General features: G+C 47.6%; 13 protein-coding genes, 1 other RNA gene and 1 pseudogene. 11 read left to right on the top strand and 4 right to left on the bottom strand.

Features of this window, described 5'->3' with window-relative positions; genetic code table 11:
• Position 1 precedes the first annotated feature (1 nt).
• The 7 genes from DWW90_RS08160 to DWW90_RS08130 all read left to right on the top strand — a co-directional run bounded on the left by DWW90_RS08160 (position 2) and on the right by DWW90_RS08130 (position 5,759).
• Positions 2-400 carry a DUF2007 domain-containing protein gene (locus tag DWW90_RS08160; protein WP_122344726.1) on the top strand — a complete coding sequence of 133 codons (399 nt, stop codon included), beginning with the start codon at positions 2-4 and terminating at the stop codon, positions 398-400.
• 13 nt (positions 401-413) lie between these two features.
• Positions 414-596 (top strand): hypothetical protein, encoded by a 183-nt coding sequence (locus DWW90_RS08155; protein WP_115499614.1) that lies wholly within the window; start codon positions 414-416, stop codon positions 594-596.
• Positions 597-769: 173 nt separating this feature from the next.
• Positions 770-2,104, top strand: coding sequence for an NADP-specific glutamate dehydrogenase (locus tag DWW90_RS08150; protein ID WP_122344625.1), 1,335 nt, complete (start codon positions 770-772; stop codon positions 2,102-2,104).
• A 180-nt stretch (positions 2,105-2,284) separates the two neighbouring features.
• The gene (locus DWW90_RS08145; RefSeq protein WP_122344624.1) at positions 2,285-3,715 is read left to right on the top strand and encodes an RNase adapter RapZ; all 1,431 of its coding nucleotides are present in this window, start codon (positions 2,285-2,287) and stop codon (positions 3,713-3,715) included.
• Positions 3,712-4,452, top strand: a complete 741-nt coding sequence (locus tag DWW90_RS08140; protein WP_122344623.1) for a nucleotidyltransferase family protein — start codon at positions 3,712-3,714, stop codon at positions 4,450-4,452. The genes DWW90_RS08145 and DWW90_RS08140 overlap by 4 nt, the downstream gene beginning before the upstream one ends.
• Before the next feature lie 11 nt (positions 4,453-4,463).
• Complete coding sequence (locus DWW90_RS08135; protein ID WP_122344725.1) at positions 4,464-5,297, top strand: SDR family NAD(P)-dependent oxidoreductase; 834 nt, start codon at positions 4,464-4,466, stop codon at positions 5,295-5,297.
• Between the two features lie 27 nt (positions 5,298-5,324).
• Entirely contained in the window at positions 5,325-5,759 is a 435-nt protein-coding gene (locus tag DWW90_RS08130; protein ID WP_122344622.1) for a DUF6078 family protein, read from the top strand.
• 102 nt (positions 5,760-5,861) lie between these two features.
• Here DWW90_RS08130 and DWW90_RS08125 read toward each other — a convergent pair whose 3' ends face one another.
• Complete coding sequence (locus DWW90_RS08125; RefSeq protein WP_122344621.1) at positions 5,862-7,487, bottom strand: pseudouridine synthase; 1,626 nt, start codon at positions 7,485-7,487, stop codon at positions 5,862-5,864.
• 126 nt (positions 7,488-7,613) lie between these two features.
• Between DWW90_RS08125 and DWW90_RS08120 the strand changes: the two genes are divergently transcribed.
• From DWW90_RS08120 to DWW90_RS20750, 4 genes and pseudogenes are all read left to right on the top strand, one after another.
• The gene (locus DWW90_RS08120; RefSeq protein ID WP_122344620.1) at positions 7,614-9,155 is read left to right on the top strand and encodes a family 43 glycosylhydrolase; all 1,542 of its coding nucleotides are present in this window, start codon (positions 7,614-7,616) and stop codon (positions 9,153-9,155) included.
• Positions 9,156-9,167: 12 nt separating this feature from the next.
• Entirely contained in the window at positions 9,168-9,479 is a 312-nt protein-coding gene (locus DWW90_RS08115; RefSeq protein WP_122344619.1) for a nitrous oxide-stimulated promoter family protein, read from the top strand.
• A gap of 23 nt (positions 9,480-9,502) precedes the next feature.
• A pseudogene (locus tag DWW90_RS20940) lies at positions 9,503-9,895 on the top strand (GNAT family N-acetyltransferase); the annotation flags it as partial.
• A 93-nt stretch (positions 9,896-9,988) separates the two neighbouring features.
• Positions 9,989-10,471, top strand: coding sequence for an N-acetyltransferase (locus tag DWW90_RS20750; RefSeq protein ID WP_233547687.1), 483 nt, complete (start codon positions 9,989-9,991; stop codon positions 10,469-10,471).
• Positions 10,472-10,533: 62 nt separating this feature from the next.
• Here the strand turns inward: DWW90_RS20750 and ssrA are convergent.
• From ssrA to DWW90_RS08095, 3 genes are all read right to left on the bottom strand, one after another.
• Positions 10,534-10,934, bottom strand: a transfer-messenger RNA (tmRNA) gene (gene ssrA / locus DWW90_RS08105).
• A 61-nt stretch (positions 10,935-10,995) separates the two neighbouring features.
• Positions 10,996-11,877, bottom strand: coding sequence for an alpha/beta hydrolase (locus tag DWW90_RS08100; RefSeq protein ID WP_115499623.1), 882 nt, complete (start codon positions 11,875-11,877; stop codon positions 10,996-10,998).
• A 30-nt stretch (positions 11,878-11,907) separates the two neighbouring features.
• On the bottom strand, positions 11,908-13,449 hold the full coding sequence (locus tag DWW90_RS08095; protein WP_122344617.1) for an arylsulfatase: 1,542 nt from the start codon (positions 13,447-13,449) through the stop codon (positions 11,908-11,910).
• Positions 13,450-13,571 lie beyond the last annotated feature (122 nt).

Below are 13,571 nucleotides of genomic sequence, written 5' to 3'. Positions count from 1 at the left end.
GATGGAAAACGAAGAAGACAAAATAGTTGAAATCGCCCGGTTTTACGAACCGGAACAGGCTCAGATGCTTGAATCGCTCCTCAAATCGGAAGGAATCAAATGCTATCTGAGAAATGAATATACCAGCCAGGTCATGTATCCCGCCAATATGGGAGGCATCCGCGTCGAACTCCTCGAAAGCGAAGTGCCCCATGCAATGGAAGTCATGGAAGCAAACGGATACGAGTTCCCCAAAGAAGACGAAGAACCGGAGCAAATCCAGGTTGTCTCCGGATGGGCGCGCCATATACCGTTCCTCCGCCACCTCCCGCTCGAAAGGCAAATTATCGTTCTTTTCATCCTGGTTGCCGTATTTCTGGCACTGGTCATTTACTTCGGATCGCTTGTCTCATCCAACTAAACAAATGTAAACAATGGCACGCAAAAAGATTACAAATAGTCAGGCTGTATGTATAACTCTTTTATGGGGTATTCTTTGCTACATGCTGCTTGCATACAGCGAAAAGATAACATTCGACATTGTATTTGCCCTGGTAGCATCGGCTATCATTGTGTTTGTCCCTATCTATAAGAGCAGAAGACGTAAGAACGAATAACATTTGATCGCTTTTACCCGATTAAAATACCTAAATGATATTTTTTTCGCATTTTCTCTTTCAAATATTTGTTTGTGTAAATTTTTAGCTTACCTTTGCGAAGTCGTTGAAAAAACGGCATGCGGTTAACAATATGACATAACAAGTATAACATTCTAAAGAAAATCAGTCTTATGAAGGCAAGTGAAGTTTTAGACAACTTAAAGAGAAGATTCCCGAATGAACCGGAGTATCATCAGGCAGTTTCAGAAGTATTAGGAACAATCGAAGAGGCTTATAACGAGCATCCAGAATTCGAGAAGAGCAATCTGATCGAACGTCTTTGTATCCCCGATCGTATTTTCTCTTTCCGCGTAACCTGGACAGACGATAAAGGCCAGATCCAAGTAAATATGGGATACCGTATCCAGCATAACAATGCTATCGGCCCGTACAAAGGCGGTATCCGTTTCCATGCTTCCGTAAACCAGTCAATCCTTAAGTTCTTGGCCTTCGAGCAGACTTTCAAAAACTCACTGACAACATTACCGATGGGTGGCGGTAAAGGAGGTTCAGACTTCAGCCCGCGCGGTAAGTCAAATGCTGAAATCATGCGTTTCTGCCAGGCCTTCGTACTGGAATTGTGGCGCCACATCGGTCCGGATACCGATGTTCCGGCAGGCGATATAGGTGTCGGCGGACGTGAAGTTGCCTATATGTACGGCATGTACAAGAAGCTGGCTCGCGAAAATACAGGTACATTCACAGGAAAAGGCATCGAATTCGGCGGTTCACTGATCCGTCCGGAAGCAACAGGCTACGGTAACGTTTACTTCCTACTGCAGATGCTGAAGACTAAAGGTATCGACATTAAAGGTAAAGTTGTAGCCGTTTCCGGTTCCGGTAATGTGGCTCAATATACAGTAGAAAAGCTGATCAGCCTCGGCGCCAAAGTGGTGACGATGTCCGACTCAGACGGTTACATCTATGATCCGGACGGCATCGACCGTGCAAAGCTGGACTACATCATGGAATTAAAGAACCTCTACCGCGGACGTATCCGTGAATATGCCGAACAATACGGCTGCAAATATGTAGCAGGCGCTCGTCCTTGGGGAGAAAAATGCGATATTGCAATGCCGAGTGCAACTCAGAATGAATTGAACGGCGAAGAAGCAAAGACATTGCTTGCCAACGGCTGTTTCGCTGTATCAGAAGGTGCAAATATGCCTTCAACCCCGGAAGCAATCGATGCATTCCTGGAAGCTAAGATCCTCTATGCTCCGGGTAAAGCGGCAAATGCCGGCGGTGTATCTGTTTCCGGTCTGGAAATGACACAGAATGCTCAGAAACTGAGCTGGAGCAGCGAAGAAGTAGACCAGAAGTTGCAGAGCATCATGGAAAGCATCCACACACAATGCGTAAAATACGGCAAACAAACCGATGGTTACGTAAACTATGTGAAAGGTGCAAACGTAGCCGGCTTCATGAAAGTTGCCAAAGCAATGATGGCACAGGGCATTCTTTAATTGAAAATTGAAAATGGAGAATTGAGAATTAGTTTGATTCGATATTTGAAGTAAATAGGGATTAATGATTATTGAATAAGGGGAGAAGAGCTGGAAACAGATGCTTCTCCCTTTTTTATTGTCCGGATTCTCTCTTTATTTTCAATTGTTTTACTACTTTAGTGCCGAAAATAGAAAGACATGATAACGGAAGAATTAAAACAACTCTACCAGGCACACACCGGCTCGCAGCCAACCGATATAACCGAACTATCTTCTTCCGGCTCCAACCGCCGGTACTTCAGATTGTCGGGTCCTGTCTCACTGATAGGTGTAAGCGGCACTTCAACGGACGAAAATAAAGCCTTTATCTATATGGCAAAACATTTCAGGGAAGAAGGGCTTCCCGTCCCCGAAGTGTACAACTGGTCTTCAGACCAGTCCTTTTACCTACAGGAAGATTTAGGTGACACACTGCTTTTCAACGCGATTGAAAAGGGACGTAAAAGCTGTTTCTTCGACGAGTCCGAACGGGACTTGCTGCACAAAACGATCACGCTCCTGCCCGCTCTCCAGTTTAAAGGAGCAGAAGACTTCGATTTCAGCCAGTGTTATCCGCAACCGGAATTCAACAAACGTTCCATCCTCTGGGATTTAAACTATTTCAAATATTGCTTCCTGAAAGCGACCGGAATGGAGTTCCAGGAAGACCGCTTGGAAGATGATTTCCAAAAGATGAGCGCTGTTCTGCTGCAAGATTGCACTCCGACATTCATGTACCGGGACTTCCAGTCGCGCAACGTGATGGTAAAAGACGGTGAGCCTTGGTTTATCGACTTCCAGGGAGGCCGCAAGGGACCGATCTATTATGATGTCGCCTCCTTTCTCTGGCAGGCAAAAGCAAAATATCCGGCCGAATTGCGGCAAGAGCTGATTACGGATTACCTGCAAGCCTTACAGCGATACACAAAGGTGGACGAAGAGCATTTCTTCTGCCAGTTGCGCCATTTTGTTCTTTTCAGAACCTTGCAAGTATTAGGCGCTTACGGTTTCCGGGGCTATTTCGAGAAGAAGCCCCACTTTATCCAAAGCGTGCCTTTTGCAATCGATAACCTCCGCCAACTTCTAAAAGAAGATTATCCCGAATATCCCTACTTATGCGCAGTGCTCCGGGAATTGACTAATTTGTCCCAGTTCTACGATGACATACAGAAGCATACACTTAAGGTAAAGATCGTCAGCTTTGCCTATAAAAAGGGCATTCCCAACGATCCGAGTGGCAATGGAGGCGGGTTCGTGTTTGACTGCCGCGCCATCAACAATCCCGGCAAGTATGAACGTTATAACCATTTCACCGGACTGGACGAACCGGTCATCCGCTTCCTTGAAGAAGACGGAGAGATCACGAAGTTCCTGGAACATGCCTACGAAATTGTGGATGCCTCCGTCAAACGCTATATGGACCGCGGATTCACAAACCTGATGATCTGCTTCGGTTGCACAGGCGGCCAGCATCGTTCGGTCTATTCGGCCCAGCACATGGCCGAACACATTCACTCGAAGTTCGGAGTCCGGGTAGACCTTGTGCACAGAGAACAAAATATTGAACAACTCTTTAACGCTACATTATGAAAGCTATGATTTTCGCCGCCGGTTTAGGAACACGTCTCAAACCGCTGACCGACAACACCCCGAAAGCATTAATTCCCATCAACGGAAAACCAATGCTCGAACATGTGATTCTTAAATTAAAAGACGCAGGTTTCCACCAAATCGCCATTAACATACACCATCTGGGTGACCAGATCATCGACTTTCTGGCGGCTAACAACAATTTCGGTGTCCAGATCTACTTATCCGACGAACGGGATTACCTGCTCGATACCGGCGGAGGAATCAAACACGCCGCCGCATTCCTGCAAGGAAACGAGCCGTTCCTGATACACAATGTAGATATCATGTCCAATATCGACCTGCGTGCACTCTATAACCATCATTTGGAGATGAACCCGCTGGCGACATTACTGGTCAGTAAACGCAATACCTCCCGTTATCTGCTTTTCAATAAAGAAAACAAATTATGCGGTTGGCGCAACCGTGACACAGGTGAGGTCAAATCTTTCTATCCGGACTTCGACCCGAATCAATACAACGAATATGCGTTCAGCGGCATACATGTCTTGTCGCCCAAAATATTCGACTGGATGGAAGAATGGACCGGGAAGTTCTCTATCATCAACTTCTACCTGTCCATCTGTGCCAAAACAAATATCCATGCCTATGCGGACGACAATCTTCGCTTGCTCGACGTAGGGAAAGCGGAAATATTAGCTGCTGCCGAAAAATGGATGAAGGATTATTCTATTTAAACGACATCATCATGGCAGACAACTATTTGGAAAAGAAATACGAAGAGCTACAATCCCGCAAATCGGCCGGGACACGTGCAAGCAGCAGCAAGAAGACGACGGCTATCCATAAGACCAGAAGAGTCTTTGTGACAGGAGGTGCCGAGGGGATCGGGAAAGCGATTGTAAAAGCATTCCGCTCCGCCGGCCACCGCGTGGCGTTCTGCGACCGGAATGAGGCGGCGGGAAAGGATACGGCATTAAAGACCGGAACCTCTTTTTTCCATGCTGATGTCAGCGATAAAGAAGCACTGGAAAACTGTATGCAGCAGATATTCCAGGAATGGGGAGACATCGACATCCTGATCAATAATGCAGGCATCAGTCAGTTTTCTCCCATTACGGAAACCGGCGTGGACGACTTCGACCACATCCTGTCCGTCAATCTGCGCCCGGTTTTCATCACCTCCCGCCAGCTTGCCATCCATCGCCAGTCACAAACGACACCCAATCCGTTCGGCAGGATTGTCAACATCTGCTCTACACGTTACTTGATGAGCGAACCCGGCAGTGAAGGATATGCGGCATCCAAAGGCGGCATCTATTCACTGACACACGCCCTCTCGCTCTCGCTTGCCCAATGGCACATCACCGTCAATTCCATCGCACCGGGCTGGATACAAACACATGACTACGAACAGCTTCGGCCGGAAGACCACAGCCAACATCCTTCCGGACGGGTCGGAAAACCGGAAGACATCGCCCGTATGTGCGTATTCCTTTGTCAGGAAGAGAACGACTTCATCAACGGAGAAAACATTACGATTGACGGAGGGATGACGAAGAAAATGATTTATATAGAATAATTAAACAAATCTGTTAACCCATAAGACATGGAAGAAGAACTGAACTTCTCTGAAGTACCGCTGGGATACTCGGTATGCTTAAATCAACAATGTCCAAAAGCCGACACATGCCTCCGCCGCCAGGCGGAGATCAACATGCCGGACAGCGTTACCCACTGGAGTTTTATCTCCCTCAAACATCTGGCCGCCACAGAAGGCGAATGCCGCTACTATCGTCCTTGCCAAAAAATCCGCCTTGCGAAGGGATTCATCGGTATCCTGAACAAATTGCCCCACAAGCAAATGTTAGAGATTGTCGGCCGACTGATATATTCTTTCAAGCGCAGGACTTATTACCGTGTACGCAAAGGAGAACGTCCCTTGTCTCCTGACGAACAGCAAATCGTCAGAGACATTCTCAAAAAACATGGAGTAAACGAACCCTGGGAGTTCGATAGTTATTACGACAGCTACGACTGGTAATCCTTGTGCCATCAGCTTGGCACAGTTATGCCACCCCTATGGCACAGCCGTGCCAAGCCTGTGACACTGTTATGCCAAGCCTGTGGCACAAACGACAAACAGTTAGAACCCCGCCAGCTTCTCCACTTCTATCATCCGGCCGGATACCGGATGCCGGAAAGCCAGATATTCAGCATGTAGATAAAGCCTTTCAGCCTTCTTTCCATACAACTCGTCGCCGACAATCGGGGCATCCAGCCCGAGGGGATGAGCGGCATGGACACGCAATTGATGGGTACGCCCGGTCTGCGGGAAAAACAAGACACGGGATCGGTGCGCCTCGCATGTCAACGTTTCGAACAAGGTTACAGCCGGCTTCCCGCTTACTTCATCCACAACCTGCCGCGGACGGTCTTCCGGATCAGGACGAAGAGGCAGGGCGATCAGACCTTCTCTCCGCTTGACAAGGCCGTCAAGCAGGGCGACGTAACGCTTCCTCACCGTCCGGTTCTTGAATTGCGCCTGCAGGTTTTGATGTACCTCTTTTGTTTTGGCGATAAGCAAGAGGCCGGAAGTTGCCATATCCAGCCGATGCACAATCATTGGGCCAGTCGCCTCCGGATAGATTCTTCGAACGCGTTGGTAGACGGAATCGACATCCAGTTTTCCCGGAACCGAGAGCATCCCGGCAGGTTTGTTCACGACCAACAACCATTCATCTTCGTAAAGAATCTCAAGCTCCGTATCCCGATGGGAATCGTTTTGCAGCGGATTATCCTCCACTTGCAACCCTTGTAGCATATGTCTCAGGATCGGTTCGCATTTGCCTTTGCAGGCAGGATAATAATAACCGTGCCGACGAATCTCGTTCTTCGGAGAATCTCCCCACCAAAACTCCGCCATTGCTACAGGCTGCAAGCCGCTCCGATAGGCGTATTGCAAAAGTTTCGGCGCAGCACATTCGCCCGCTCCGGCCGGGGGCACCTTTTGGGCAGTGTCTTGAAAGATATCACACAAATCGCGTTTCCTGCCACAGGCATCCAGCATTTGAAACTGTTTGAACAAGCGCTGCTGAAGGGCCGCCGAGCGGGTTTTGCGTTCTGTCCGCAACCGTTCTATCTCTGTTTCGAAAGCTTCTATTTCAGCTTGCAGGGAGAGAAGGCGTGTGTTCCAATGCTGCTTCAGCCGCTTCAGTTCGGCTTTCTGGAACTGGCTCTCGCGCGTCAGGATTTCAAGTGTAGCATCGTCCGGATATTCCTGTCGCAGTCGCTCACGCTGTTCCTTCGCTTCTTTCATCTGATTCTTCATCTCGTCCTGTTCCAGCCGGGCAAGAAGGGTTTCGGCGGACAACCGTTGCCTGCATTCCGCATACGACGTGTCCTCCTGCAATTGCCTGATCCGTTCGTTGATAGCCGATATTTGTTCCTCTTCGACCTCGAAGAATCCGCCCGGCTCCTGCACGTCGTAGACGGGAGGGACAAAGTAAGCATGCTGGTTCTTTCCCGCCAAAATACCTGAGAAAGCAGCAAGAAAACCGACCTCTCCCCTACTTGTCCGGACAACTAAAACGCCGAACATCTTTCCTTTCCGCAATTCCTCCTGCCAAACATCGACAGACATGAGATAACGTTGCACCTCTCCCGCCGCCATCACACAAAGGGGATGCGGTGTATAGTGGAACGGATAGGTGAACTTGTCCGGCAACGGGATTCGGGCGGCGGCACCTGCAAAAGAGTGAAGTTTGTCCATGCTGTTTCTACAATCTAAACATTTTACAAGGCAAAAGTAAAGGAAATTTTTGGACAGGTCTGATTAATCCATTAGTTTTGTAACCAATCAATTTTAGACCAATCAAATAAAGTGTTTTAACAGACCATGAACAAACTTCTTATCGCCTTATTAGGCACAGTTCTTTTTACAGGAACAAGCGTTGCGCAGCAGCAAACGTATTTCACCAATCCCGTCATCCACGGAGATGTAGCCGACCCGTCTATCCTACGGATCAACGACACCTATTACGCAACCGGAACATCCTCCGAATGGGCGCCCTATTACCCGGTCTTCACCTCTACGGACCTGGTCAACTGGAAACAAACCGGACATATATTTACGGAACAGCCGGAATGGACCAAGTCGTCGTTCTGGGCGCCCGAATTGTTCTACTACAAAGGGAAAGTCTACGTCTATTATACGGCACGCATGAAATCGAACAACACCTCTTACATCGGAGTAGCCGTTGCCGACTCTCCCACCGGTAAATTCAAGGATTACGGGCCGGTTGTGGAGTTTGAGAAGGAAGCGATAGACGCTTTTGTAATGGAAGACAAAGGGGAACTATACATCACCTGGAAAGCATACGGACTGGATAACCGTCCCATCGAACTTTTAGCCAGTAAGCTGACACCGGACGGACTAAAGTTAGCGGGTAAACCGTTCAGCCTGCTTCGTGACGACGAGAGACGGGGCATGGAAGGACAACAATGGTTCAAGAAAGACGGCTATTATTACCTGATCTATGCCATCAACGGCTGTTGCGGTCCGGGCAGCGATTATGCAGTCGCAGTCGCCCGTTCCCGCAAACTCGAAGGGCCGTATGAAAAATACGAGGGAAATCCGATCCTGCACGGAAGCCGGGATATCCTTTCCATCGGTCACGGCACGATAACGACGACTCCCGACGGGCGGATGTTCTATCTCTGCCACGCTTACTTGCCTAACAGCGGTTTCTATCAGGGACGCCAACCCCATTTACAGGAACTACGGTTCGGGGAAGACAACTGGCCTCATTTTGTAACCGGGGAATATGCAAGCCTGGTGCAGCCGATGCCTTTCACGGACTGCGTACAAGAACCTGTCGCCGACTTCTTCGACGATTTCAACGGTTCAAACCTTCGTCCGGAATGGAGCTGGAATTATCCGTATGCCGACGTAAAGACCGAAGTAAAAGCAGGCAGGTTACAGTTAAGCGGTTCTCCGAAAGAGGAATCCAGGAGTGGTGAAGCCCTCTGCCTCCGTCCGGCAAGTTCCGATTACATACTGGAAACGGGTATCTCAAACCAGAACGGCAGTTGGAAAGGGATCACCATGTATGGCGACAATAGTTGTCATCTCGCTTTCGGAAGCATCGGTGACCGTTTACAGCTAAAGGTCATACGCGATGGAAAAGAACAGCAGTTGGCAGACTTGCCGCTTCCCAGCCCGGCCTTGCATCTCCGTATGCAGGTGAAAGAAGGCCTCCCCTTCCTGTTCGCATGGAGCAAGGACGGCAAGAGCTGGAATAGCCTCAAACATGGTTTATCGGAAGAAACGATACGTTCCCTTATCCGCTGGGACCGCGTGGCCCGTCCGGGACTCTATCACGAAGGGGATGAAAATGCACCTGCCGTATTCGAATATTGTTCTTTATCTTATCAATAAAGAATTAAAAGTATGCCATCGACCCGCATCCAACAAGAACAAGAGATTGTCGAGCAAATGATTCGTCTCTATTGCCGTCAGAAAGAGGGGCACAGAGAATTATGTCCGGACTGTATGGAGCTTTTACAATATGCTCATGCCAGACTTGCGCGTTGTCCTTTCGGAGAAAAGAAAACGACATGCCGGATATGTCCCGTTCATTGCTACAAACCGGATATGCGGAAGAAGATGCAGGAAGTGATGCGTTTCGCAGGTCCCAGGATGATTTTGTATCATCCTGTAGCCGCCATCCGGCATTTAGTTCAAGAGTTTTTCCATCAATAGAAACCCTTTATCATTCAAAATCCATGCAAGTAAAAATAGACTGGTCAACAATTAATCCTGATGAATCGGAAAAGTTAAAAGACGAATTGGCTGAAGTGTGGGAAGCCTCTGTGCGCAGCACACATCATTTCCTAACGGAAAAGGATATTCTTTTCTATAAGCCACTGGTCCGGAATGAGTATATTCCGGCAGTAGAATTATACGTCATCCGGAACGAACAAAACCGGATAACGGCTTTTATGGGATTAAGTGAAGAACTAATCGAAATGCTTTTCGTACACCCCGAAGAACAAGGAAAAGGATATGGTAAACAGCTAATCGATTTTGCAGTTTACGACAAACATATCTTCAAAGTTGACGTCAACGAGCAAAACAAGAAGGCAACGTCTTTCTACTTGAACAGAGGATTTAAAATTATCGGCAGAGATGAAACCGATCCAAGCGGGAATCCGTTCCCGATCCTGCATCTCTCACTAAAAGAGATAGAATTGAAAAGCACTGATGAAGGCATAAGTATCCGACAAATCATTTCCTGCAAAAAGGACTTCCTGGATCTTTTGCTATTGGCAGATGAACAGGAGTCAATGATAGACCGCTACCTGGAACGGGGAGAAATGTTTGCACTTTACGACAAGAATATCCTAAAAACAACTTGTGTCGTCACTGATGAAGGTGATGGCATCTCCGAACTCAAGAGTCTTGCGACTTACCCGCAATATCAAAGACAGGGATACGGGAAAAGATTAGTCCTGTTCCTGTTCGAACACTACCGGGGCAGGCAGCACACAATGTTCGTCGGCACAGGCGACAGCCCGCAGACTGTCCCTTTCTATGAAGATTGTGGTTTCACCTACTCCCACCGTGTCAAAAACTTTTTTACGGACAACTACGACCATCCGATCTTCGATGAAGGCAGGCAGTTGGTGGATATGGTTTATTTCCGGAAAGAACTCACCGGTAACAAACTGGTAACAAAACCGGATACAAAATAGGGAATGTATAGTTGAATGTGATCACACAAAAAAGGCCGATAGTCAAACTATCAGCCTTTTTTGTGTGGAGATGGAGAGATTCGAACTCTCGTCCAAACGAGGAACTAATCTGCTTTCTACATGTTTATCTTCGCCTTCGATTGTCGGGAACAAGCAAGACCGAAGCCACCCACTTGAACCTTATCCTCTAAAGTTTCGCTTGAAGTCCGAGGCTTCCTTCAAACTATCTCCGATATTGCTGCACCACCTGATCGGAACGCTTCGGAGCCACAGCATCCGGGTGATGTCACGTCCCCGCAACTTTTGCAGGGATTAAGCTTGAATCTACTATACTTCGATTAAGCAGCGAGAGCGTAATTGTTTTCGCCAGTTAATTGTTCGCCGTCTGAGATTAAAGTGCAAGCCGACCACGCACTACATGCTTACAAACCACTTCTACCCGCTGTCAAAACCGGTCATCCCCATGATTTGTGAGTACAAAGATACGAAAATTCGGGGATCTTTGTACTCTATTTTAGCTTTTTTTATTCTATTACGCCGATCTCACGGAACCAGTCTTCGGCCCGGTCCGGCCATTCATTGACAGAAGCTCCGGTATCTCTCAATCCGTAACCATGACCGCCTTTGCTATATAAATGCATCCATGCCGGAACACCAGCTTCTTTCAACGCATAGTAATAGAAAAGGCTGCTGTTGATATATGATTTATCGTCTTCCGCCTGAATCAGCATGGTAGGAGGAGTAGCAGAAGATACTTTAACTTCCGGAGCCAATTGGAAATTCTCTCCATCGAGATATGCCGGATAAACCAACAAGCAGAAATCAGGACGACAGCTAACCTTATCGGCGGCATCCACTGCCGGGTAAGTACGTTTTTCGAAATTATTGCTTGCCATCGCAGAAAGATGTCCACCGGCAGAGAATCCCATTACACCGATACGCTGCGGATCCAGGTTCATCTCTTCTGCATGGGCGCGAACATATCCGATAGCGCGCTGCACATCCTGAAGAGGAGCCTCATGCTTTGCCCGTCCTTCCCGGCGAGGCACACGGTATTTCAAAAGAACTGCTGTAACACCCAGATTATTCAACCACTCACAAACTTCGTCGCCTTCCAGGTCATAAGCCAGGATATTATATCCGCCACCAGGACATACGACCATAGCAGCACCGGTTGCCACTTCATCCGGAGCCGGATAAACGGTAATTGTCGGTTCACTTACATTCGTTATTCGAAGCACGGTTTCGCCTCCGGTTTTACCACCGTCAGTGTCAGCCTTTTCGATCAGCTTGGTTGTTTCGCCCGGCGCACCTTTCGGGAATAACAATATAGGGTTATTTTGTGCCATAGCTGTACCCATTATACAACTTACCCCAACCAGCAGGAATTTCCATTTTCTCATCATAACACATACAGTTTAAAGAATTTATACGAATCATATTGTTTGAGGGAAATTAGGGCTATAAAGCATCGTCGTCTCCCGCACAACCAGTTTTCCATCTTTTACAAAATCTTCACCGCGCTCAGCCAGATGCTCAACCATCGCCTGGCGCATTTCTTTTAGCCGGGCTGCATAAGCAGGCTTACCGGAACACTCCACCAGCTCTTTCGGATCCTTCTGAAGATCAAACAACTGTTCTTTTCCCGTATGGAAGTTCCAGACGTATTTGATCTTACCATCGGTCAATGCACACCAATAGTTATCCGGACTATAACAAGTTGCATGTTCCATATCCAGATACTTACGCCATCCGCCTTGTTGCCCCTGAACCAGTTTCAACAAAGATACACCGTCCATATCGGGAGGAACAGCCCCTCCTGCCAACTCGATAAAGGTAGGCAAAAAATCACGAAGTTCTACAGGTTGTTCGATTTTTGCTCCGGCAGGCACCTCTTTAGATATACCGGCAGGCCATTTCACAATATAAGGGACATGGACCGAACCTTCGTAAGGATATGTTTTCCGCCAATGATAATGATCGCCAAGCATATCCCCATGGTCGGCAGTAAAACAGATAATAGCATTGTCGTACATTCCTTTTTTCTTCAACGCTGTTATAACCTCTCCTATCTGGTCATCTATAAAAGTGATATTGGCATAATAATGTCTGCGGGACTTAACGGCATAATCATCCCCAAAGTTACCAAACGGGGCATCGGGAGCCGCTTTCTCCGGATCCAGGCGCTCTGCATATTTTCCACACCAATCGCCAACTGAAGGCTTCGGGATATCGGCATCCTTATACATATCCAAATAACGTTTAGGAGGATCATAAGGACTATGAGGGCGTGCAAAAGAGACTTTGAGGAAAAGAGGCTTGTCACTATTATAATTCTTAATTAGCTCACAAGCCGTTTGCCCGGTCCAAGCAGTCGGATGTAGATTTTCCGGCAGTTTATAGGTACCTGCTCCATGAGCATTCCAGCCTATACCTGTCAAATCCGGATTTTCTCCGGGTGCATGGAGCTGGAACCATTCCCGATAATCACTGATGAAGTCTTTGGATTCGACACGTCCGCTCTCGTCTATCAACGTTGCATGAAAACCATGAAGCGCCTTTTGTGGGAACCAGTGCATTTTACCCACACCGAACGTATAATATCCGAGGTTACGAAGCATCTGAGGCATTTCATACGTGTACTTTTCTGCAACCCGACCATATCCCAACATACCGTGATGCCAGGGAGACATACCCGTCAGCAAACCGGCACGGGCAGGCGTACTACTCGGCGAAGAAGAATATCCATTCACAAAAAGAGTTCCCTCTTTTGCCAATCTATCAATATTAGGAGATATTACTGCTGAATTACCCATACATCCCAATGCGTCCCCGCGATGCTGGTCAGTCATTATCAAGATAACATGCGGCTTTTGGGTTTGCTGGCATTCTTCTATGACTTCTTCTTTAGCATAGGTTTCCAACCCCAAGCCGGCAGTCATGAATAGTGACGATTTAAGAAACGTTCTTCTTTTCATTTCAAATGTTTTTCTGTATTTAGATTTAAGTAGCGAAGATAAATATCTTATTTGATAATCCCATCACGAATGCATTATTATTTATCAGACGATAAAGCCCTACAAACAGAAAAAGGAGTCAG

The sequence above is a fragment of the Parabacteroides sp. AF17-28 genome, from assembly GCF_003479205.1.
Taxonomy (GTDB): domain Bacteria; phylum Bacteroidota; class Bacteroidia; order Bacteroidales; family Tannerellaceae; genus Parabacteroides; species Parabacteroides acidifaciens.
Note: the sequence above shows the minus strand (reverse complement) of the source record. Positions and strands in the feature narration are given on the sequence as shown.